General features: G+C 47.8%; 20 protein-coding genes. 4 read left to right on the forward strand and 16 right to left on the reverse strand.

Annotated elements, in window-relative coordinates:
• Window positions 1-263: 263 nt before the first annotated feature.
• The gene (locus N7386_RS13410; RefSeq protein WP_279768983.1) at window positions 264-2,054 is read right to left on the reverse strand and encodes an acyl-CoA dehydrogenase C-terminal domain-containing protein; all 1,791 of its coding nucleotides are present in this window, start codon (window positions 2,052-2,054) and stop codon (window positions 264-266) included.
• 227 nt (window positions 2,055-2,281) lie between these two features.
• Here N7386_RS13410 and N7386_RS13415 point away from each other — a divergent pair, with 227 nt between their 5' ends.
• A complete protein-coding gene (locus tag N7386_RS13415; protein ID WP_279768985.1) occupies window positions 2,282-3,130 on the forward strand; it encodes a D-hexose-6-phosphate mutarotase in 849 nt (282 codons plus the stop codon).
• A 96-nt stretch (window positions 3,131-3,226) separates the two neighbouring features.
• Here N7386_RS13415 and N7386_RS13420 read toward each other — a convergent pair whose 3' ends face one another.
• The 11 genes from N7386_RS13420 to yceD all read right to left on the reverse strand — a co-directional run bounded on the left by N7386_RS13420 (window position 3,227) and on the right by yceD (window position 11,943).
• Window positions 3,227-4,102, reverse strand: coding sequence for an NAD(P)-dependent oxidoreductase (locus N7386_RS13420; protein ID WP_099458277.1), 876 nt, complete (start codon window positions 4,100-4,102; stop codon window positions 3,227-3,229).
• A 342-nt stretch (window positions 4,103-4,444) separates the two neighbouring features.
• Window positions 4,445-4,924, reverse strand: coding sequence for an acyl-CoA thioesterase (locus tag N7386_RS13425; RefSeq protein ID WP_011623149.1), 480 nt, complete (start codon window positions 4,922-4,924; stop codon window positions 4,445-4,447).
• Between the two features lie 116 nt (window positions 4,925-5,040).
• On the reverse strand, window positions 5,041-5,409 hold the full coding sequence (locus tag N7386_RS13430; protein ID WP_279768990.1) for a hypothetical protein: 369 nt from the start codon (window positions 5,407-5,409) through the stop codon (window positions 5,041-5,043).
• A gap of 178 nt (window positions 5,410-5,587) precedes the next feature.
• Window positions 5,588-6,826 (reverse strand): beta-ketoacyl-ACP synthase II, encoded by a 1,239-nt coding sequence (gene fabF / locus N7386_RS13435; protein ID WP_126511535.1) that lies wholly within the window; start codon window positions 6,824-6,826, stop codon window positions 5,588-5,590.
• 207 nt (window positions 6,827-7,033) lie between these two features.
• Window positions 7,034-7,267, reverse strand: a complete 234-nt coding sequence (gene acpP, locus N7386_RS13440) for an acyl carrier protein (RefSeq protein WP_006081231.1) — start codon at window positions 7,265-7,267, stop codon at window positions 7,034-7,036.
• Between the two features lie 163 nt (window positions 7,268-7,430).
• Window positions 7,431-8,177 carry a 3-oxoacyl-ACP reductase FabG gene (fabG, locus tag N7386_RS13445; RefSeq protein WP_011623152.1) on the reverse strand — a complete coding sequence of 249 codons (747 nt, stop codon included), beginning with the start codon at window positions 8,175-8,177 and terminating at the stop codon, window positions 7,431-7,433.
• Between the two features lie 9 nt (window positions 8,178-8,186).
• Entirely contained in the window at window positions 8,187-9,113 is a 927-nt protein-coding gene (fabD, locus tag N7386_RS13450; protein ID WP_011623153.1) for an ACP S-malonyltransferase, read from the reverse strand.
• A gap of 104 nt (window positions 9,114-9,217) precedes the next feature.
• The gene (locus tag N7386_RS13455; protein WP_011626536.1) at window positions 9,218-10,177 is read right to left on the reverse strand and encodes a beta-ketoacyl-ACP synthase III; all 960 of its coding nucleotides are present in this window, start codon (window positions 10,175-10,177) and stop codon (window positions 9,218-9,220) included.
• A gap of 9 nt (window positions 10,178-10,186) precedes the next feature.
• The gene (gene plsX / locus N7386_RS13460) at window positions 10,187-11,215 is read right to left on the reverse strand and encodes a phosphate acyltransferase PlsX (RefSeq protein WP_279768997.1); all 1,029 of its coding nucleotides are present in this window, start codon (window positions 11,213-11,215) and stop codon (window positions 10,187-10,189) included.
• 15 nt (window positions 11,216-11,230) lie between these two features.
• Window positions 11,231-11,401 carry a 50S ribosomal protein L32 gene (gene rpmF, locus N7386_RS13465; RefSeq protein ID WP_011072715.1) on the reverse strand — a complete coding sequence of 57 codons (171 nt, stop codon included), beginning with the start codon at window positions 11,399-11,401 and terminating at the stop codon, window positions 11,231-11,233.
• 17 nt (window positions 11,402-11,418) lie between these two features.
• Window positions 11,419-11,943: a 23S rRNA accumulation protein YceD gene (gene yceD, locus N7386_RS13470; RefSeq protein WP_023267847.1), complete on the reverse strand. Its 525-nt coding sequence runs from the start codon at window positions 11,941-11,943 to the stop codon at window positions 11,419-11,421.
• Window positions 11,944-12,229: 286 nt separating this feature from the next.
• Between yceD and N7386_RS13475 the strand changes: the two genes are divergently transcribed.
• Complete coding sequence (locus N7386_RS13475) at window positions 12,230-12,817, forward strand: Maf family protein (RefSeq protein ID WP_279769000.1); 588 nt, start codon at window positions 12,230-12,232, stop codon at window positions 12,815-12,817.
• Between the two features lie 160 nt (window positions 12,818-12,977).
• Here N7386_RS13475 and N7386_RS13480 read toward each other — a convergent pair whose 3' ends face one another.
• On the reverse strand, window positions 12,978-13,721 hold the full coding sequence (locus N7386_RS13480; protein ID WP_279771027.1) for an HAD-IA family hydrolase: 744 nt from the start codon (window positions 13,719-13,721) through the stop codon (window positions 12,978-12,980).
• Between the two features lie 40 nt (window positions 13,722-13,761).
• Complete coding sequence (gene rluC, locus N7386_RS13485; protein WP_279769002.1) at window positions 13,762-14,721, reverse strand: 23S rRNA pseudouridine(955/2504/2580) synthase RluC; 960 nt, start codon at window positions 14,719-14,721, stop codon at window positions 13,762-13,764.
• A 595-nt stretch (window positions 14,722-15,316) separates the two neighbouring features.
• Here rluC and rne point away from each other — a divergent pair.
• Complete coding sequence (gene rne, locus N7386_RS13490; RefSeq protein WP_279769004.1) at window positions 15,317-18,607, forward strand: ribonuclease E; 3,291 nt, start codon at window positions 15,317-15,319, stop codon at window positions 18,605-18,607.
• Window positions 18,608-18,752: 145 nt separating this feature from the next.
• Window positions 18,753-20,312: a SulP family inorganic anion transporter gene (locus N7386_RS13495; RefSeq protein WP_279769006.1), complete on the forward strand. Its 1,560-nt coding sequence runs from the start codon at window positions 18,753-18,755 to the stop codon at window positions 20,310-20,312.
• Window positions 20,313-20,748: 436 nt separating this feature from the next.
• Here the strand turns inward: N7386_RS13495 and N7386_RS13500 are convergent, their stop codons facing one another.
• Both N7386_RS13500 and rlmA read right to left on the reverse strand, forming a co-directional pair.
• Window positions 20,749-20,958, reverse strand: coding sequence for a cold-shock protein (locus tag N7386_RS13500; RefSeq protein WP_011072720.1), 210 nt, complete (start codon window positions 20,956-20,958; stop codon window positions 20,749-20,751).
• A 306-nt stretch (window positions 20,959-21,264) separates the two neighbouring features.
• Window positions 21,265-22,080 (reverse strand): 23S rRNA (guanine(745)-N(1))-methyltransferase, encoded by an 816-nt coding sequence (gene rlmA, locus N7386_RS13505; protein WP_279769008.1) that lies wholly within the window; start codon window positions 22,078-22,080, stop codon window positions 21,265-21,267.
• Window positions 22,081-22,108 lie beyond the last annotated feature (28 nt).

The raw sequence follows: 22,108 nt of genomic DNA on the forward strand, positions 1-22,108 counted from the left end.
TTACCCATGTCATCTAAAATGTGCCGTCATTATAAAGTTTGATTATTAGATGACAATAATTCTCATTTAAATTTACATCGGTCGGGATTTGTAACAATTGTAAAGAGAGTCCACTCGTAATGTATGGATGTAACGGCATGGCTCCTAGTGAATGGATCTTAGTGCATAGCTCTTACTGAATGGCGCTTAATAAAAGCCATCTTAATAAAAAAGCCAGCATCACGCTGCTGGCTTTGACTGGTTGTAACACTTTGAAGGTAAACTTAAAAAATCGCCTCATCGAGCGTGGTTAACATCTCACTCGCCTGCTCCAACTGTTTACGCAGACTGCGGCTCTGCACGGCCCAATACGCCATATAAAAGTCCGCCGTTTTCAGTTTAGCTTGGTAAAAATTGGACTCTTGCGTGCCATTTTCGAGTGCAGTCAGGGCAATCTTCGCCATACGCGCCCACATCCAGGCAAGGGCAGTAATGCCAAATAACTCGAGATACGCCATCGATGCCGCGCCGATAATGTCGGGATTGCTAGCCGCATGGGTCGCTAAATAACCGCTCGCCTTTTGTAAATCGGTGGCGCAATCCATTAGCCCACTGATATAGGGCTGCATTTGCGGATCTTTGCCCTGTGATTGAATAAACTCAGTCACTAGCGCAGACCATTGCTGCATGGCGGCGCCGCGATCGCTCAGCAGCTTACGCCCAACTAAATCGAGCGCCTGAATGCCATTTGTGCCTTCATAAATCAAAGCGATACGGCTATCACGCACGAATTGCTCCATGCCCCACTCGTGGATATAGCCATGGCCGCCAAATACTTGCTGTGCATCCACACAGGCGTTAAAACCACGGTTTGTGATAAAGCCTTTCACCACAGGGGTAAATAACGCCGCTAATTGGGCAGCCACTTTTGCTTTGGCAGGATCGCTATGGCGCTCTGCCTCATCGAGCCACAGCGCCTGCTGACCAACGAGTGCCCGGGCACCTTCATTAAAGGCTTTTTGCGATAACAACATTCGGCGCACATCACCGTGAACCAAAATCGGATCGGCGGCTTTTTCGGGCGCTTTAGCCCCACTGATGGCGCGGCTCTGCAATCTATCCTTGGCGTAGGCCAAGGCATTTTGATAGGCGATTTCGGACACACCTAATCCCTGCATCCCGACACCAAGTCGCGCTTGGTTCATCATGGTAAACATGGCGCGCAGCCCTTGGTGGGGTTCGCCGACTAACTCACCGAGTGCCCCCTCAAATACCATCACACAGGTTGAATTGCCGTGGATCCCCATTTTGTGCTCGAGGCCGCTAGCATAGAGGCTGTTCGCCTCACCTAAACTACCATCACTGTTGACTAACACTTTGGGCACGGCAAACAGCGAAATCCCCTTCACCCCTTCGGGGGCATCGGGTAAGCGAGCTAGCACCAAATGCACTATGTTATCGGTAAATTGATGGTCACCCGAGGAGATAAAAATCTTCTCCCCAGTGATGGCAAAGTAGCCGTCAGCTGCAGGAACGGCCTTAGTACGCAGCAGTGCTAAGTCAGTTCCAGCATGAGATTCGGTTAGGTTCATGGTGCCAGTCCATTCACCACTCACTAATTTGGCTAAATACTTTTGTTTCAGCGCCTCACTGCCGTGGGCATGAATGGCCGCATAGGCGCCATGGGTAAGGCCGGGATACATGGCAAAGGCCATGTTGGTCGAGGTTTGCATCTCGGTGGCGAAAATGCCGACCACTTCGGGTAACCCTTGGCCGCCATAGGCGGGATCGCAGGTCAGTGTTGGCCAGCCATTGTCGACAAACTGCTGATAGGCGCCGGCAAAACCTTCGGGGGTAACCACTTTGCCATCCACGAGTTTGCAGCCCTGCACATCCCCCACGCTATTTAACGGCAACATCACCTCAGTACTAAAATCCGCCATACCTTGTAGGATGGCATCGACCAGATCAGGGTCGATTTCATCGAAGCCTTTAAGAGCATCTTGCTGATAAATATGCAACATTTCATCGAGGATAAATTGATAGTCACGTAGTGGTGCTTGATAGACTGGCATAATCGCTTCCCTTTCTTGTTTTATGGCAATGAACTCAGTGCTCTGACCACTTTAGCTAAATCTGTTGAAAAAGGAAGCATCTGGACCTTGGCACAATGACTTTTGTTTACACAATCGAACAGCGAAACCGTAAATTGATCGCAACAAAGGCTTATGCTCAAGTGCAAAAGTTTGTAAGCTAAGTGTCTGTATTGCTGATACGTCATCAGGTTGAGGATATTGTTACTATGGGTTCTGTTACCACCAAAAAACACGCAAACGGGCTCGATTATGTCGAAGTAAACACTGCGTTATGCCAAGCAAGGATTTTTTTACAGGGCGCGCAAATCGATCATTTTCAACCCGTAGGTAAGCCGCCCCTGTTGTGGGTGTCTTCGGCGGATGACTATCAACCCGGTAATGGGATCCGTGGCGGTGTACCCGTCTGCTGGCCTTGGTTTGGCATGAGCAATCAAGCTAATTTTCCACAACATGGGTTTGCCCGCACCCGTATTTGGACACTCGAGTCTGTTGAGATGCGAAATCAACTGGTGGATTTGCGTTTCAGTTTAACGATCAGCGAAGAAGACAAGGTCTTTTGGCCGCACCATACCCAAGTCAACGTGCTCTTTACCTTAGGTGAAACCTTAAGTATCAGCTTAGTTAATACTAACCTTGGCGATGTGCCCGTTACGCTCACCCAAGCACTACACAGCTATTTTCCGATTGAAGATATTCACCAGCTTAAAGCCACTGGTTTTAGTGGCGCTCAATATATTGAGTTTGCCGAAGGGCCTTATCCGCAAACGACAGATGATGTGCTATTTGACCGCGAAACCGACCGCGTTTACACCAACCTAGGTCCAGTTCAACACTTACATACGCCCCAAGGTGTGATTGAAGTGAGCCGCGAAAATAGCCACTCGGCCGTACTGTGGAACCCTTGGATTGAAAAATCGACTCGCCTTGCCCGCTTTAATCACGATGATTATCAGACCATGGTGTGTCTTGAAGCCGCCAATGTGCTTGAAGATAAATTAACGCTGGCTCCTGGCGAGAGTCACAGTTTAGTCACCCATATTCGCTGGGCAGACTAATCCGTCTTTATCCCCCATCAATGCAAAAGCCCAGTGCATGACTGGGCTTTTTTATGCCATCAAATTCACGATGGCAATCTATTTGGCAATCACCGCCTATTTAGTGTTTTTCTCAAAACGCGCTAACAAGCTAGAAGTATCCCAACGATTGCCACCCATGGCTTGAACTTCTGAGTAAAACTGATCCACTAGCGCGGTTAAGGGTAAGTGCGAGCCATTGCGGCGAGCTTCTTCTAGGGCAATGCCTAAATCCTTACGCATCCAATCGACGGCAAAACCAAAATCATAGCTCTGTCCCCACATGGTTTTGTAGCGATTTTCCATCTGCCAGCTTTGCGCCGCGCCTTTACTGATCACCTCAACCACTTTTTCACCGTCAAGACCAGCCTTACGGGCAAATTGCAGTGCTTCGGCAAGGCCTTGAACCACACCAGCGATACAAATTTGGTTGACCATCTTAGTGAGCTGGCCTGCACCAACCTCACCTAAACGCTCTGCACAACGTGCAAACGCTTCGATAACGGGCTTAACACGCTCGAACACGGCTTGATCGCCACCGACCATCACGGTCAGTACGCCATTTTCGGCGCCAGCTTGGCCACCCGATACAGGCGCATCGAGAAAATCGACGCCTTTTTCGGCCAGCACTTTATGTAATTCACGGGCCACATCGGCAGAAGCCGTCGTATGGTCAACTAGTACTGTACCTGGCGCCATGCCATGGATCACGCCATCATTGCCTAATACCACTTCACGCAAGTCGTTATCGTTGCCTACGCAGGTAAAAACAATATCTTGGCCAATAGCCGCTTCTTTGGGTGTTGGGCAGCAACGACCGCCGTAATTCTCGACCCAAGTTTGTGCCTTAGCAAAAGTGCGGTTATACACAGTAACCTCATGGCCCTTGTTGAGTAAGTGTCTTGCCATGGGATAACCCATTACGCCTAAACCAATAAATGCGACTTTTGCCATGAGGAATTCCTTTAATTGATAAACAAGGTGAAACGTTTTACGCCACACATTTGCCCTGCGTTCATTAACATCACTCAATTGACAACACTGAGTTGACAACAATGGACTAACGACACGCAGGATGCGCGCTTATGTTACTCCGAGAAAGACCCGACCTAAACTAAAAAAATGCGAGCAAGTGTTTCAACTTAAAGGGTCAATCCGTAGCAAAAAACGCTGGCGGCAGTGTAGCACTCGCTTAGGCAAGCGTCAGAGTAAAAATGCCCTCGGCAGCAAACGCAGTGTTCGACAGAAACAACAAAGGCGCACACTGGCGCCTTTGCTTTTTATCACGAGCCAAAATCACTTTTGCACGTGGGCTTCCATTTCGGCGCCAATTTTCTTGCGCATTTCCATTAAGCGCAGCGCAGAATCACGCAGATGAATATCATGCTCAGTCTGCGGCACCCATTCAGGAACGGGTGTCGGTTGTCCGTTTTCATCCACGGCAACCATGATAACGATACAATGAGTCGTGAGATGGCGCTCAGAGACCTTAGGATCCCCTGCCCGCACATCAATACCGATATGCATCGAGGTCTTGCCGGTATAAATCACCTTAGCGCTGACTTCAACAATATTGCCCACGAGGATCGGTTGTACAAATCGGATCCCCCCCGCATAGGCGGTAATGCAATATTTACCACTCCAACCCGCAGCGCAGGCATAGGCCGCAAGGTCAATCCATTTCATCACAGCGCCACCGTGAACCTTACCACCAAAATTCACATCCGCAGGCTCAGACAAAAATCTCAGGGTAATTTGTCTATCGATACCAGCCATATAACCTCAACTTATTCAGCCTCTGTGGCTCAATGATTTTGCAATAAGTTGAGTTTACGATAGAAATGGTCAATAGCGTAAAGATAATTGCGATTGTCTTGGCGAAGATAACCGATTTAGCCAAAGTAGCTTATCAGCCCACAGGAGAGTAATAATCCCGGCAACGCTAAGCGATACAACCACAGCTGTAATTGGCTGCTAACAAAGCGAGTACCTTCACCAAAGGTATAAAGCCCTAGTCCAAATAGAAACAGCCCAATCACTTCAAATCCCGACGATAAATGGTTGTTACCACCGACGCTGATGGCGGTCACCAATAAGGCAAACCACACCAGCACATATGCCGCAATCGCAAAGGTGAAGGTCTTCATGCCGATATCCATATTAGGATGCCAAGCTTTAGATTCACCTCGAATTAATTCGGTTAAATTAGCGGTTACCGCCCCAACGATAGGCACAAGCGGGATCACCAGAGGGTTTAGCATGACAAGCTTCCTTTTAGACGGAGTATGCCTGTCATTATCGGCGCCAAGTAAGATTAAACAAGTAGGATGAACAAAGGTTAACCCTCAGGATATCAGCATGTTAGAAAGTGATATTCGGCACAATTTGAGCATAAAAAAATGCGCCCATAGGCGCATTTTTTATCTAGCTTATCGCAATTTAGACTTTCTTAAACAGCAATGAACCGTTAGTGCCACCAAAACCGAAGGAGTTACACAGAGCATACTCTAACTTCACATCGCGGGCAGTGTGTGCCACGAAGTCTAAATCACAACCTTCGTCTGGATTATCGAGGTTGATGGTCGGCGGTACGGCTTGATCGCGCAGCGCAAGCAAAGTGAAAATCGCTTCAACCGCCCCCGCAGCGCCCAGCAAATGACCCGTCATAGACTTAGTCGAACTAACTAGCAGATTATAAGCGTGGTCGCCAAATACAGATTTCACCGCTGCCGCTTCGGCTTTATCGCCCGCTGGCGTTGAAGTACCGTGTGCATTGATATAACCAATTTTCTCAAATGGCAACTTGGCATCATTCACCGCATTAACCATAGCCGCCGCAGCGCCCGCACCATCGCTTGGAGGCGATGTCATGTGGAACGCATCACCGCTCATACCAAAGCCGACGAGCTCACCATAAATGGTCGCACCGCGCGCTTTAGCATGTTCGTATTCTTCCATCACCATCACACCCGCGCCATCACCGATGACGAAACCATCACGGTCTTTGTCCCACGGACGACTGGCCGCCGTTGGGTCATCGTTACGGGTTGATAGGGCTTTGGCCGCGCCAAAACCACCTACGCCTAATGGACAAGTCACATCTTCGGCGCCGCCTGCGATCATCACATCGGCATCGCCATAGGCAATAGTACGCGCCGCAAAACCAATGTTATGCACACCGGTAGTACAAGCGGTCGTGACGGCAAAGTTAGGACCAGTCATACCGTACATAATCGATAAATGGCCGGCAATCATGTTGATAATGGTGCTTGGCACGAAGAAAGGCGAAATTTTACGAGGGCCACCGCTTAATAGCGCGCTGTGGTTTTGTTCGATTAACCACATACCGCCCATGCCCGCACCGATAGCGGTACCGACGCGGCCTGGGTTTTCTTTGCTCATATCCAGACCCGAGTCTTGGATAGCTTGGATGCCAGCAGCCATACCATACTGAATAAAGAGGTCCATTTTACGGGCGTCTTTCTTGGTTAAGTACTGCTCAACATCAAAATCTTTTACAGAACCACTGAAACGAGTGGTGAATTCGCTGGCATCAAATTTGGTTATAGGTGCAATACCACTCTTACCCGAAAGCAGCGCCTTCCAAGTAGTATCGACAGTATTACCCACGGGAGTTACTAACCCTAAACCGGTTACCACTACACGACGTTTAGACACGGCAGTCACCTTTTAATGCTAAATAGATAAGGTTATGACAGACAATGGTGTTTCTATCATAAAGAGTCTTCGCCAATCTGCGGCGAGCATCTCATGGACAAATGCAACACAGGTTCCAGAGACGATTGAATGGCACTATTGCAGAATTGGGCGGGGCTAAAACAAAAACAGGCGGCATATTTGCCGCCTGTTCTCTAGAATTCAGAATTACTGATTCTTAGAAACGTAATCGATCGCTGCTTGAACAGTAGTGATCTTTTCAGCTTCTTCATCAGGGATCTCGGTATCAAACTCTTCTTCCAGAGCCATAACCAACTCAACAGTGTCCAGAGAATCTGCACCCAGATCGTCAACGAAAGATGCCGCTGGTTTAACGTCTTCTTCTTTAACGCCCAGTTGCTCTACAATGATTTTCTTTACACGTTCTTCGATGTTGCTCATTAGTTTTCTTTCCTATTCAAATTACGCACTTGCGTAAGATTGCGAGTAGTTTATTAGATTTGGCTGACAATGCAAGCTTAGTTTTCGTGGTCTAACCACGAAATTTAGCGACCAATTGATACAGATCACTACTCAGTTGCGACAGTATCCCTGCCATCCGCCCTTAAACCATGTACATTCCGCCATTCACATGCAAGGTCTCGCCTGTGATATAAGCGGCAGAATCCGACGCTAAGAAGAGTACGGCATTAGCAATTTCTTGCGCTTGCCCTAATCGTTCCATCGGAACCTGAGACATGATAGCTTTTTGCTGATCTTCGGTCAGCTCATCAGTCATATCGGTCTGGATAAATCCAGGAGCGATAGCATTAACTGTAATTTGACGAGATGCAACCTCTCTTGCAAGAGATTTTGTAAATCCGATCAAACCAGCTTTTGCTGCCGAGTAGTTAACTTGACCTGCATTGCCCATAGTGCCTACCACTGAACCGATATTGATGATCCGGCCGAAGCGCTTTTTCATCATGGTACGCATCACAGGTTTTGATAGTCTGAACAATGATGTCAGGTTGGTATCGATGATATCGTTCCATTCATCATCTTTCATTCGCATCAGCAAGTTATCACGGGTGATACCCGCGTTGTTGACTAGAATATCAACATCACCCGCTTTTTCTTTGATCGAATCGAATAAATCGGTGACGGATTGACTATCGGTAACATTAAGCACTAAACCAAAACCTTTGTCACCCAGATATTCTTGAATTGCTGCGGCGCCCTTCTCACTTGTGGCAGTTCCTACCACAATCGCACCGGCTTCGACTAAGGTTTCAGCAATCGCACGGCCAATACCACGGCTCGCGCCAGTCACTAAGGCAACTTTGCCCGCTAAACTCAGATTGATACTCATACAAACTCCTTATTCAGTTAACGCGGCAAGGGATGCAACGTCATTAACTGCTTGGGCAGAAAGAGATTTATTAATGCGTTTCGCAAGACCTGTCAATACTTTACCAGGACCACACTCAACTAACTGTGTAATACCTTTTTCGGCCATTAATTCAACGGTTTCGCTCCAGCGCACTGGGCAATACAGTTGACGAACCAGCGCATCTTTAATGTCGGCAACCGCAGTGGGTGATGCCACATCCACGTTATTGATAACAGTGATGCTTGGCGCATTAAACTGTACATCGTTTAACGCAAGGGCTAATTTATCAGCGGCAGGTTTCATTAATGCGCAGTGTGATGGCACGCTGACAGGCAACGCAACCGCCATTTTGGCGCCCGCCGCTTTACAGGCCGCAGCTGCACGTTCAACCGCCTCTTTTTGACCCGCGATAACCACTTGGCCTGGGCTGTTAAAGTTAACAGGGCTCACCACTTCGCCTTGGGCGGCTTCAATACACGCATTAGCAATGCCGTCATTATCCAGGCCGATAATCGCGTACATGGCGCCAGTACCGGCTGGTACGGCTTGCTGCATCAGTTGACCACGGAGCTCAACCAGTTTGATCGCATCTTTAAAGTCGATTACACCAGCACAAACTAATGCAGAATATTCACCCAAGCTATGGCCCGCTAACATCGCTGGCATGGCCTTGCCAGAAGCAACATAGGCACGCCAAATCGCCACACTTGCGGCTAATAAGGCAGGCTGGGTTTTATCGGTTTCATTTAAGGTTTCAACGGGGCCATCTTGCACTAATGCCCACAGATCATACCCTAACACTTCACTCGCTTCGGCAAAGGTTTGTCCCACAATCGGCTGCGCACCAGCCAGCTCGGCTAACATGCCTAGGGCCTGTGAACCTTGGCCTGGGAATACAAAAGCTACATTTTCCATATCAAATTACCTATGGCGAACTTAATTTATTGAACACTAAACCGTTATCTTGGACAGCAAACCAAGATAACGATAGTTAGGAATTTAGTCGTATCCAGATACGGTTAAAAACGGACGAGCGCACTGCCCCACGCAAAACCGGCACCGAAGGCTTCAAGCAGCAATAGCTGGCCACGTTGGATCCGGCCATCACGCACGGCTTCGTCTAAGGCAATCGGTACCGAAGCCGCCGAGGTATTACCGTGTTTAGCAAGGGTTAACACCACTTTATCTAAGCTCATATCTAGCTTTTTCGCTGTGGCATTAATAATGCGGAAGTTAGCCTGATGGGGAACCAACCAGTCGATTTCCGACTTATCGATATTATTCAGGCGCAATGTTTCAGTAACGACATGGGATAACTGAGTCACTGCCACTTTAAAGACGTCATTGCCTTTCATGGTCATAAAGCCAACCGCCTCAGAGGTTTCCCCCTGACGAGGTGGGAAAGCGCACTTAAGCAAGTCACCTTGACGACCATCGGCATAAATATGGGTTGAAATAATCCCGGGCTCATCGGAAGCACCGATAACCGCCGCCCCTGCACCATCACCAAATAGGATAATAGTAGTGCGATCTTCTGGCTCACACAGACGGGATAATACGTCGGCGCCAATCACGAGGACTTTTTTCGCGGTACCATTTTTAACGAATTGGTCCGCCACGGATAAGGCATACACAAAACCTGAACAAGCCGCCGCAATATCAAAGGCTGGAATGGTATGTACGCCGAGCATGGCTTGAATTTCGCAAGCCGCCGCAGGGAACGCATTTGCCGCACTGGTGGTGCCACAAATGATCATATCTAACTCTGATGCTTCTATGCCGGCCATTTCGAGCGCCTTTAATGCCGCCTGATAGCCCATAGTTGAGACAGTTTCGTCTTGCGCCGCGATGCGACGCTCTGAAATACCTGTACGTTCAACAATCCATTGGTCACTGGTTTCCACCATTTTTTCCAAATCTTGATTGCTACGCACCTGCACTGGCAGGTAACTACCAGTTCCGAGAATTTTTGTATGCATAAGGAGGAATCAGTTATTTATATCTAAAAGAATCGACTCCAAACGATCTTTTATCATTTCGGGGAGTCGACGTTGCGCTTCAGTCACTGCCAAACTAATTGCTTGTAAATAGGCAGTTTCATCCGCATTTCCATGGCTCTTTACAACTATGCCGCGCAATCCTATCAGACTTGCACCATTATAGTGGTCGGGGTTCATCTGGCTGAGGACCGCCTGAATGCGTGGGGCGATGAGTTTTGCCAAAAAACGCACGAAGAAACCTTGGATTAGGCCACGTTTTAACTGATGAACCAATAACTTGGCAATGCCTTCAGAGGTTTTGAGCGTGATGTTACCCACAAAACCGTCACAAACGATCACATCCACATTGCCCGAATAGATTTCATCACCTTCGATAAAGCCGGTGTAATTAATCTGATCGGTGTTTTGCAGTATTTGCGCCGCTTGTTGAACCTGATCGTTGCCTTTGATTTCTTCTGTACCCACATTAAGGAGTGCAACTTTAGGGCGGGATTTTTTATCCACCGCCTCGCACAGCACAGAGCCCATCACGGCAAATTGGAAAAGCGTTTCTGAATCGCAGGAGATATTGGCACCTAAGTCCAATAAATAAACTGGCTTTTGCGTGACCGAGGGTAAACAACTGACCAACGCAGGTCTGTCTACACCGGGCAAGGTCTTCAATAACACCTTGGCCATGGCCATCAAGGCACCAGTATTACCCGCACTTACACAGGCTGCAGCTCGTCCGTCACGCACCAGTTCAATCGATAAGCGCATCGAACTATTCTTGCGGGTACGTAAAGCGTGCACGGGTCTATCGGACATACTCACCACTTCATCGGTGTGAATGACTTCAATACGTGAGAGTAACGGTTGTTCTGCTTGACGCAGATAGACATCAATTTCAGTCTTATCGCCGACTAAAATGATTTTAAGGGAAGAGTGAGATTTTAGTGCCCGCAAGGCTGCAGGCACCGTGACGTGGGGGCCATGATCGCCACCCATCGCATCTAACGCGAGCGTCAGACTCGTCATTAGGAAACCAACAAATTACTTGTTGATTACCTTTTTACCGCGATAGAAACCATCAGCAGTCACGTTGTGACGCATATGGACTTCACCGCTGGTAGCGTCAACAGACAACTGAGCAGTGCTCAGTGCGTCATGTGAACGGCGCATACCGCGCTTAGAACGAGATTTTTTATTCTGTTGTACAGCCATTGGCCCTGTCTCCTAGATTACTTGCTCTTCAGTTTTTCTAACACTGCAAACGGATTTGGACGCTCCTCTTGAGCGGGTTCGATCTCGCCTACAACTATGTCCATTGACCCGATGTTGCAATCAGTTTCTTCATGCATCGGGATGATAGGCATAGCGACTATCAATTCATCTTCGATCAATTGATGCAGACGTACTTCGCCAATCTCATTGCACTCAATTGGGTCATACGCATCCGGGAGCTCATCGATTTCTGCCTTAGTCCGGCATGGACCGAAGCAAAACTCGACCGTAACCTCAGTGGTAAATAGCGTCATGCAACGTTGACAAACCAGAGTGAGCTCCGTCACAGCCTTCCCTTTCAGGTAGACTATCCCCTGCAAATCTACGCCACATTCAATCGACACTGCCACATCGGAACAGTCGCCGGCACATAACTCATTTAATCTTCTCAATTGCTGCCCAGGCACTATCCCCTCATAGGTAGAACGGCTCGAGGCGGCGCGAAAAGGATCAATTGAAACCGGTATCTTTACTGTTTGCATAAGGCGCGCATATTATAGTTTGAAAACGCTAGAGTCAAAGAAAAATTTCTAACTTAAGTCCCAGTTTGCGACTTAAGTGATTCTCTAGCCCCAACATTGAAATTAACGGAAGCGAAATTTTACCCAAGCACGGGGCGGCGCACAAGCGTAAGCCGTCTAAAATAGCCGCACTCATCGTAAGAATCCCCGATTACCGTCCCAAAGTCATGCAATCTGCCACCACTCGCTTGCATTCAAGCGGCCAGGTTAGCGACAATAAGTCAGGTTTTCTTATGGATTTTTACCGATGACGCCCCAGTTAATCCTCGCTTCCACCTCTGTTTACCGACAAGCACTATTGCAAAAGTTAGGCTTAACCTTTGAGACTTGCAATCCAGATATCGATGAAAGCCCCATGGCAAATGAGTCCGCCCAAGACTTAGTCTTAAGGCTTGCCAAAGCCAAGGCCGAGGCAGGTGCGAGACATTTTCCTCGTGGATTAATTATAGGCTCAGATCAGGTCGCCGTGATTGACGGCAAGATTATTGGTAAGCCATTAAATCGAGACAATGCGATCAAGCAGCTCAGCCAAGCCTCGGGCAAAGCAATCACCTTTTATACCGGTCTTGCGCTCTATGATGCCAAGACTGGAGAAATGACAGCTCAGGTCGAACCTTTCACCGTGCATTTTCGTCAGCTGACGGCTGCGCAAATCGCCGCTTATGTCGATAAAGAGCAACCTTTTTATTGTGCGGGTAGCTTTAAGAGTGAAGGCTTAGGAATTGCCTTATTTAATCGCTTAGAAGGCCGCGATCCTAACACGTTGATTGGACTGCCCTTAATACTGTTAACTGAAATGCTGCTCACTCAAGGAATCGATGTCTTAGCCGACTAGCGCGAAGCTATTATTAAGGTGATATTACGCAAGTGCGGCCCGAGATAAGCAAGCGAGATGGCACTTGGCCATATCGCTTGCTCAGATAACTCAAAAAGCACTTAGGTTATTAGCGATTCAGCTCATCATTCGTCATTAATCTGCACTAATGAGTCAATCACTATAAATGCAGCAAGAGTTTTTCAGGGGAATCGATTAATGCGATGGGATTGGCTTGCAGGAGCATTGCTTCATTATGGGCGCCGTAAGTCACGCCCACAGCGTCAATCCCTGCATTCGCCGCCATAGTCAAATCCAACAAAGAGTCTCCGACCATCAAGGCTCGTTCAGGCTGAACACCTAACTCCTGCAGCAGACTTAAGATCATTTCAGGATGAGGTTTACTCTGCGCCTCATCGGCGCAGCGTGAAGCAATAAAATAGTGACCTAAGCCGGATTGCTCCCACACGCGCACTAAGCCTGCTCTCGCCTTACCCGTCGCAACGGCAAGTTGGTACCCTGCAGTTGATAATGATTCGAGTAATTGGGGGGCTTGGTTAAAAATCGGCGTTGGCGTGGTATCAAGGTGCAAATACTGCGTCTTGAACTCGGCACGCATCTTAATATAGAAATCATCGGTGCCCACAAGCGCTTGAGCAGCATTTTCTTGTGTTGCACTCGCAGCTGCGTTAATCGGCAGCCCTGAAGTCAAACCTTCGGGAAATAACACCTGTAACGCCTGCGTCATCGACAAGCCAATCACATTGCGAATATCCGTCTCAGCTGGCACGTGTAACGCCAGCGCCCTAGCCATATTCTCAATGCAAACAATAATCTTGCCGATGGAATCCATTAACGTGCCATCCCAATCAAAAATCACTAAATCATATTTTCGTTGGGTTGAATGGCTCACTGACACTTTTATGCTCTCAGGTTATCCGTAGGTAATTGGTGCAGAAAAAACGCTAAGCGCGCTTTAACTTGCTTAGCAGTTGCTGCAAATTATCATCGAGCGGCGCTGAGACTCGCATCACTTCATCGTTTTCAGGATGAATAAACATTAACTCTGCCGCATGTAAAAACAGTCGAGTCAGACCCAGTGCGCGCATACTGTCATCGAACGCCTGCTCGCTGTATTTTTCATCACAGGCGATGGGATGTCCCATATATTGGCAATGCACCCGAATTTGGTGGGTACGTCCTGTTACAGGGCTGGCCTGCACAAGCGTACAACCTTGATAACGCTGTACAATTTTAAAGCGGGTTTCGGAAGATTTACCTTCGGCATTGACTCGAACGATACGCTCGCCCGACTTAAGTGTCAGTTTTAACAGTGGTTGTTTAACCACTTTATCCTGCGCCGACCACTCACCTTTTACTAAGGCCAAGTAATCCTTTTGCATCTTTTTATAACGCAATTGGTCATGCATATGCTTAAGCGCACTGCGCTTTTTCGCCACCAGTAACACGCCCGAGGTGTCTTTATCGAGACGGTGAACCAGTTCTAAAAACTTTTGTTGTGGACGTAACGACCGTAGCGCTTCAATCACACCATAATCGACGCCACTGCCACCATGCACCGCAATCCCCGCAGGTTTATTTAATACAATCAGATGATTGTCTTCATGCAAAATACGGTCTTCAAGCTGTGACACTCTGCTCAAGTTTGCTGAAGGCGCGGTGCGATTGTCCTGCTCAGCCATTCTGACCGGCGGCACGCGAACCACATCACCGATTTGCAATTTGTACTCGGGCTTAATGCGTTTTTTATTCACCCGTACCTCGCCCTTACGGACGATACGGTAAATCATGCTCTTAGGAACGCCCTTGAGCACTGTGATTAAAAAATTGTCGATTCGTTGGTCGAGGTGGTCTTCGTCAATCGTGATCAACTGCACCTGTAGCTGTGGAGATTCTGTATTCATGATGTGCCATCTGCTTAAAACGGCGGCCATTGTACAACACTTAAGAAGAATTGTGCCTTTCCATTGCTGAATTTTTTGATTATTGCTATATTTCACCAGCGATTAGGGATAAGCCGTGAATAAAGTGTTCACAAGGTCCCAGTCCCAAGTGAAAAGCTTTATAGATTAAAAAAGATTTTCTTGATAGCAACTCATTGATTTGCAAATCGTATACTGAGTAAAAATACCACAAATGCGTTTTTTACGATTAAATCGAGAATCTAACCTTACTTTGACTAGGTTTATCTAAAGTTTTTCTCACCGATTTCGAAATATATTTTAACTTGTCGTCAGACAAACCGATTCGACTTGGGCATTACCGGAACGAAATGAAAGAATTTATGGGGTTGGTTGATGTTTTACAACGAATTCCTTGTTTTTGTAATCATTAAAAAATAAGCCATAAATAGGATGCGACACGCAGCGACTGCGTCTAACAGTAATGCGCACCTTGCCTAGCCACCAGCCGTGAGGCTTCGTTGACCTACTGCTAGGCCCGTAATGCAGCGAAACGCGATTGTTTGATGACCTCCATTTAAAGAAGAATGACGTCATCATGAAACGTATGTTAATCAATGCAACTCAATCAGAAGAGTTGCGTGTTGCCCTGGTTGACGGGCAACAACTGTACGATCTGGATATTGAAAGTCCTGGTCACGAGCAAAAAAAATCCAACATTTACAAGGGTAAAATTACCCGCGTAGAACCCTCTTTAGAAGCCGCTTTCGTTGATTATGGTGCCGAGCGCCACGGCTTTTTACCGCTAAAAGAAATCGCCAGAGAATACTTCCCTAAAGGTTATTCTTTCCAAGGTCGCCCAAACATCAAAGAAGTGGTCAGTGAAGGACAAGAAGTTATTGTTCAAATTGACAAAGAAGAGCGCGGCAACAAAGGGGCGGCACTGACGACCTTTATCAGCTTAGCGGGTTCTTACTTAGTCTTGATGCCAAACAACCCTCGTGCTGGCGGTATTTCTCGCCGTATCGAAGGTGATGAGCGCACAGAATTAAAAGAAGCCATGGCCGATTTAGAGGTCCCAGCGGGTATGGGGCTTATCGTGCGCACCGCAGGTGTTGGCAAAGAATCGACTGAACTGAAGTGGGACTTAAAAGTTCTACAGCACCACTGGGCAGCCATTACCGAAGCGGCGCAAAGCAAAGCGGCGCCTTTCTTAATTCACCAAGAAAGTAACGTGATTGTACGTGCAATTCGTGACTATCTGCGCCGCGATGTGGGCGAGATTTTAATCGACCACCCACGTATTTTTGAAGAAGCCAAACAACATATCGCATTGGTACGCCCTGATTTCGTAGAACGTGTAAAACTCTACGAAGCCGAAGTGCCATTATTCACTCACTTCCAAATCGAGTCGCAAATCGAATCGGCGTTCCAACGTGAAGTGCGTCTGCCATCGGGCGGTTCGATTGTTATCGACCCAACGGAAGCGTTAACCTCAATCGATATCAACTCTGCCCGCGCAACTAAGGGCGGCGATATTGAAGAAACCGCATTAAACACCAACCTTGAAGCCGCCGATGAGATTGCCCGTCAATTACGTCTGCGAGACTTAGGTGGTTTAGTAGTGATCGACTTTATCGATATGACGCCAGTGCGCCATCAACGCGAAGTTGAAAACCGCCTGCGTGATGCCGTGCACCACGACCGCGCCCGCGTGCAATTAGGCCGCATTTCTCGCTTCGGTCTGATGGAAATGTCGCGTCAACGTCTGCGTCCATCGTTAGAAGAATCAGCTGCGCATATCTGCCCTCGCTGTCATGGCCAAGGCACGATTCGTAGTACTGAATCTTTAGCGCTGTCTATTCTGCGTTTGATGGAAGAAGAAGCCATCAAAGAAAACACCTCACAAATCGAAGCCATAGTGCCTGTCGATGTAGCGGCCTTCCTGCTGAACGAAAAACGCAAAGCGATTCGTATCACAGAGCAACGCCATGATGTGGAAGTCTATGTGATCCCAGATCCGCACATGATGACCCCAGATTATCGCGTCATTCGTCACCGCACCGACGATGAAATCGATGAATCTAGCTACAAGCGCATCGAACAGCCAGAAGCCAAGTTATACGAGCCCCGTAAACTGGAACGCACTGCTGCGCCAGCACCAGCCCTAAAAGGCTTCACTGCACCGCAGAAAGTAGAACAAGCCGCCGCACCAGCAGCCAACAAAGTGGAAGCAACCGAGCTAGGTTTCTTCAGCAAACTGTTCAGTGCTATTGGCGCCTTCTTCAGCTCAAACGATAAGCCGGCGGCTGAAAAGACCACAGAAACCAAAAAGTCTGACAGCCAAACGGCCAATGCGAACCGTCGTAATCGTCGTAATGACACTCGCCGTACTCGCAATAACCAAGATACTGACAAAGCGAAAGAAGGCACCCGCGAGCCACGCACCCGCAATGCCAAGAAGTCGGCTGATGCACCTCAGGCTCAGGAGCGTCCAGCTCGTGAAAAAGACGAGAATGCAAAACGCACTAAGCCAGAGCCTAAGAGCCGTAACCAAGCACCAAAAGAAGTGGTCGCGGAGTCTCAAGACGACACGCCAAAGCAAGAAGTGGCCCGTGAGCGTCGTCAGCGCCGTAACATGCGTCGTAAAGTACGCATCGACAACACCAATGACACCACTGAAGCGCCAATTCAAGAAGAAGTGGTATTAGCCGAAGTGGCCGCTGTTAATGCTGCCAATACTGACGTTGCAACTGAACCGCAAGCTGAAACCAAAGCACCTCGCTCACGTCGCCAACCACGCAAAGAAGCCGCGGTTGCCAATGAGACAGCAGAAGCTACTGATGCAGTAAGCCAAGCTGAAGCAAGTGCTGAAGTGGCTGTAGAAGCGCCTGTAGTAGAAAACCGTGCTGATGCGCCTGCTGACGTAACAGAAAGCGTTAAGACTGAAGCCGAGACCGATGCGGATAACGCAGACGTCAGCGCCGATGCAGATGATAAAGCGAAACGTGAATCTCGCGATGGACAACGTCGTAGTCGCCGCAGCCCACGTCATTTGAGAGCGGCTGGTCAACGTCGTCGCCGCGATGAAGATGAGCAAGGCGCCTCTGCACCTGCGCAATTCGTACCAAACGACGCCCTGGGTGAAGATCAGGACTACCCAGCTCCAAGCGCTCAAACGGTAGAAGCAACTGAGACCACTGAAGCCAAAGCAATTGAAGTAACGGCTGAATCGACTATGACTTCTCCTGCAACTGTAGTCGAAGCGGCAGATGTCAGTGTGGTTACTGAAACCACCGCCAATAAAGCTGTTGAGACTGAAGTTGTTGAGGCTGTCGCTACCGCGCAAGTGGATGAGATTAAAGCCGAGGTTGCAGCAACAGAAGCTCCAGCTGACACTGCGGTAAACAACAAGGCTGAGACAAGCGTTATAACTGAAGAAGTTGCTGTTGAGCCAGTGAAAACTGTAGAAGCGGTAACGGAAGCCGTTGTGGCTCCAGCCGAAACTCTAGCTCAACCAAAAGCTGAAGAAAAGGCCGTTGCAGTTGAAGCCGTAACGCCTGAAGCAGACAAAGCCGAAGCAAAAGAAGCCCTAAAATCTGTGGCCTCTGCACCAATGGCAAAACCTGCGCCCATAGTTAAACCACAGGCGAAAACAGTTGTGACTCAAGTAGCAGCGCCTACAGCAGAAGCTGTGGTGAGCAAGCCTAAAGCGGCGAGTCGTTTTGGTTCTATGGTATCATCAGAAATGACCAAGCCAACGGTAGAAGTTAGAACTCAGGTAGAAGTACCGAAAGGTCGTGAGTATGACAGTGTCGCCTCCGCCGAAGCGGCTGCGCCTAAACTGAAACACAGCAACAGCGCCGAATCGGATATGGCTCGTCCATAATCCTCAACCCGTTGCGAAAAAAGCCATGCTCTTGCATGGCTTTTTTATTTTCAGCAAATTAAGCCATATTTAAGGTTTAGCTCAATCGGCTTTTTTGTTAGTATGCGCGGCTATTTTGCCAACACAAATCATTAACAGAGGTTTCATGTTCGATCTCTTTCGCCACAAAACATCTAGTCACAAAGCCGATATTCTCTCGGGGCTGACGGTCGCACTTGCACTTATCCCTGAAGCCGTTGCCTTTGCCTTTGTCGCCAATGTCGAACCTATGGTCGGCCTCTATGCAGCCTTTATTATGGGATTGGTTACCGCACTGATTGGCGGCCGCCCGGGCATGATTTCGGGCGCTACAGGGGCCATGGCCGTGGTGATGGTGTCCCTTGTGGTTGAACATGGCGTGCAATACTTATTTGCCGCAGTGGTGCTTGCGGGGTTAATCCAAATCAGCGCAGGGATATTTAAACTGGGTAAGTTTATCCGCATTGTGCCCTATCCTGTAATGATAGGTTTTGTTAACGGCCTCGCCATTGTAATTTTCTTGGCTCAGCTCGGGCAATTTAAAGTCAAAAATGCCGCGGGGGAATTAGTCTGGCTACCGCAAGAGCCTTTGATGCTGATGCTAGGGTTAGTCGCGCTGACCATGGCAATAATTTACTTTCTACCCAAACTGACTACAGCAGTCCCCTCATCGTTAGTTGCGATTTTAAGCGTGACCGCCATCGTAGTCGGTTTTGACTTAGAAACCCGTAATGTGTTGGATTTTCTTAAAACCATGAGTGGTGACGAACACGCCACAATCGCAGGCTCACTCCCAAGCTTTGCTGTTCCACAGGTGCCGTTTAACCTTGAGACACTCTACATTATTCTGCCCTATTCCTTTATTTTAGCCGCCGTCGGATTAATCGAATCCCTGTTAACCTTGACGGTTATCGATGAGATGACTAATACCCGAGGACGTAGCAACAAAGAATGTATAGGCCAAGGCGTGGGCAACATCACCAGCGGCTTTTTTGGGGCCATGGGCGGCTGCGCTATGATTGGTCAATCGATGATTAACATTAACTCTGGTGGTCGTGGCAGATTATCCGGTATTACCGCGGCTATCGGTTTACTGACCTTTATTCTGTTTGGCGCATCTTTTATCGAAATCATTCCGCTTGCCGCTTTGGTTGGCGTGATGTTTATCGTGGTGCTCGGCACATTCGAATGGGCAAGCTTTAAGTTTATGGGCAAAGTGCCGAAACATGATGCTTTTGTCATTGTGCTAGTGACCACAGTGACCGTTTTTACTGATCTCGCCTTCGCGGTTTTTGTCGGCGTCGTGGTGTCTGCGCTCGTGTTTGCATGGCAACATGCTAAACACATCAGTGTGAAAGTGACCTCAAATAGTCTGGGCTGGAAAGTCTATGAGCTGAACGGCCCATTGTTTTTTGGCTCAGTGGCCAGTTTCCTCGAATTATTTGATGCCTCGCAGGATCCCCAAGATGTCGTTATCGATTTCAAACATTCACGCGTAGCCGATCATTCAGCATTAGAAGCCATAGATACCCTTGCCGAACGTTATGTTACGCTGGGCAAAAAGCTACATTTGGTGCATTTAAGTGCCGACTGTAAAGCCTTACTTCACAAAGCAGGCGATCTGGTTGAAGTGAATTTGCTAGACGATCCCCACTATAAAGTTGCGGACGATAAGCTCGATTCTTAAATAAGCACCTAATAAGGCTGCAATAACTGCTACCCCACGGTCTGAAGGTTAACTTCGCAAAAAGATCGTGGGTTTATTTTTGCAGGCAAAACAAAACTTGATGTGCCCCGATACCTGATAGCTTAACTATCAAACTCAACTTTCACCACTCAACGTTGGCTAGATAAATAGGCTCCAAAACAGAGGAACAGAGGTTAAGAGGTTAAGAGGTTAAGAGGTTAAGAGGTTAAGAGGTTAAGAGGTTAAGAGGTTAAGAGGTTAAGAGGTTAAGAGGTTAAGAGGTTAAGAGGTTAAGAAAGAGTACAGCCTAATCCACTCACATATATACAAGGCAAGAGTATAGAAAACTTAAAAGCGACACAAATAAAAAGAGCCGTGGTATAAACCACAGCTCTTAAATCCCTTGCTATCAGCGCTAGGCTAATAGCACTGAAAATTAACCGATTACGGTTACGTTTTCAGCTTGAGGACCTTTTTGACCTTGAGTCACAGTGAAAGACACTTTTTGACCTTCGTCAAGAGTTTTGAAACCGTCAGAGTTGATTGCACGGAAGTGTACGAATACGTCTGGACCAGATTCTTGCTCGATGAAACCAAAACCTTTGTCAGAGTTGAACCACTTAACAACACCAGTAACTTGAGACATGATATAAATCCTGTAAATAAAAAATTAAAGCCTTAACGGCGGTGGAGCTGGAAAATGCCGGTATTACTTATGTTTACAGGACGAACTGGTCGTATTGAACACATAAATATAAGCCCAACCTTCAAGCTAGTAAGACTATAAACCATTCTAAAGATAAGTCAACATACTGCGACACTTTGAAAAATTTATTTAAACCAAGCCAATCTCAGGTTTTGCCACCGGCTCGCAGAACAGCATGTTCTTACGGCGTAAGCATCGACAGTTAAGCATTTTAAATAATTTATTTCAATAGGTTAAAATCAACCTCTAGACTGAAATGCGATGTACTTCAATCTGAAAGTCTAATTCGCAGCTTAATCCGCTCTGTGCAAATGTGTGCTTTTGTTCGGCTGTAAACTTCCAAGCATAGGGGGTCATTTCCAGAAAATGGCTAATATCTTGGCTGTTATTTAGCTCAAGTTGTGACCTAAGCCGCTCTTGGTGTAAACATTCGAACCCCTCAATCTTGGCATCCGACGCTGGATGCAATCTCGGTTCGGCATAAATTTGCTGTTTTAGCGCAAAATGATGTAAAGGTCCTGGTGATACTGTGATCAAAATGCCATTGGGCGTCATGACCCGCTGTAACTCTTCTACCTTCGATGGCGCATAAATACGAATCGCTAAATCGATACTATGCGATGGAATAGGCATTTCGTAGGCGCTCGCCACACAAAAGCTAAGATTAGGGTACCGTTTAGCCGCATATTTTATCGCCGATTTGGAGATGTCCACGCCTTGTAATTGGCACGGATGCACGGCGGTAAGCGCATTGTACAAACGATGGCTGTAATAGCCCTCACCACAGCCGATATCGAGGATCTGCTGCGCCTCGCTGGCATATTCAAGCGCCAACGCATTCACTCTGTCACTTAAGCTTTGATAGTAACCCGCAGTTAAAAACTCCCTGCGAGCCAACATCATCTGTTGATTATCACCGGGGTCTTTGGAATTTTTCTTCTGCACGGGAAGCAGATTCACATAGCCTTCTTTGGCCATGTCGAACTTGTGTGCCTGCGGGCATCCCCAAGTTCGTTCAGTCAAGGTGAGCGGTAAGGCACACAAAGGACATATATATTGCATTGGTTAACTCTGTAAATGATTGGAATGG

This window comes from Shewanella sp. GD04112 (assembly GCF_029835735.1).
In the GTDB taxonomy this organism is placed as follows: domain Bacteria; phylum Pseudomonadota; class Gammaproteobacteria; order Enterobacterales; family Shewanellaceae; genus Shewanella.

Excerpts from the sequence above, each read along its gene's own strand:
- N7386_RS13410 (WP_279768983.1), bottom strand. The coding sequence starts at position 2,054 with ATGCCAGTCTATCAAGCACCACTACGTGACTATCAATTTATCCTCGAT.
- N7386_RS13415 (WP_279768985.1), top strand. The coding sequence starts at position 2,282 with ATGGGTTCTGTTACCACCAAAAAACACGCAAACGGGCTCGATTATGTC.
- N7386_RS13420 (WP_099458277.1), bottom strand. The coding sequence starts at position 4,102 with ATGGCAAAAGTCGCATTTATTGGTTTAGGCGTAATGGGTTATCCCATG.
- N7386_RS13425 (WP_011623149.1), bottom strand. The coding sequence starts at position 4,924 with ATGGCTGGTATCGATAGACAAATTACCCTGAGATTTTTGTCTGAGCCT.
- N7386_RS13430 (WP_279768990.1), bottom strand. The coding sequence starts at position 5,409 with ATGCTAAACCCTCTGGTGATCCCGCTTGTGCCTATCGTTGGGGCGGTA.
- acpP (WP_006081231.1), bottom strand. The coding sequence starts at position 7,267 with ATGAGCAACATCGAAGAACGTGTAAAGAAAATCATTGTAGAGCAACTG.
- fabG (WP_011623152.1), bottom strand. The coding sequence starts at position 8,177 with ATGAGTATCAATCTGAGTTTAGCGGGCAAAGTTGCCTTAGTGACTGGC.
- fabD (WP_011623153.1), bottom strand. The coding sequence starts at position 9,113 with ATGGAAAATGTAGCTTTTGTATTCCCAGGCCAAGGTTCACAGGCCCTA.
- N7386_RS13455 (WP_011626536.1), bottom strand. The coding sequence starts at position 10,177 with ATGCATACAAAAATTCTCGGAACTGGTAGTTACCTGCCAGTGCAGGTG.
- plsX (WP_279768997.1), bottom strand. The coding sequence starts at position 11,215 with ATGACGAGTCTGACGCTCGCGTTAGATGCGATGGGTGGCGATCATGGC.
- rpmF (WP_011072715.1), bottom strand. The coding sequence starts at position 11,401 with ATGGCTGTACAACAGAATAAAAAATCTCGTTCTAAGCGCGGTATGCGC.
- yceD (WP_023267847.1), bottom strand. The coding sequence starts at position 11,943 with ATGCAAACAGTAAAGATACCGGTTTCAATTGATCCTTTTCGCGCCGCC.
- N7386_RS13475 (WP_279769000.1), top strand. The coding sequence starts at position 12,230 with ATGACGCCCCAGTTAATCCTCGCTTCCACCTCTGTTTACCGACAAGCA.
- rluC (WP_279769002.1), bottom strand. The coding sequence starts at position 14,721 with ATGAATACAGAATCTCCACAGCTACAGGTGCAGTTGATCACGATTGAC.
- rne (WP_279769004.1), top strand. The coding sequence starts at position 15,317 with ATGAAACGTATGTTAATCAATGCAACTCAATCAGAAGAGTTGCGTGTT.
- N7386_RS13495 (WP_279769006.1), top strand. The coding sequence starts at position 18,753 with ATGTTCGATCTCTTTCGCCACAAAACATCTAGTCACAAAGCCGATATT.
- N7386_RS13500 (WP_011072720.1), bottom strand. The coding sequence starts at position 20,958 with ATGTCTCAAGTTACTGGTGTTGTTAAGTGGTTCAACTCTGACAAAGGT.
- rlmA (WP_279769008.1), bottom strand. The coding sequence starts at position 22,080 with ATGCAATATATATGTCCTTTGTGTGCCTTACCGCTCACCTTGACTGAA.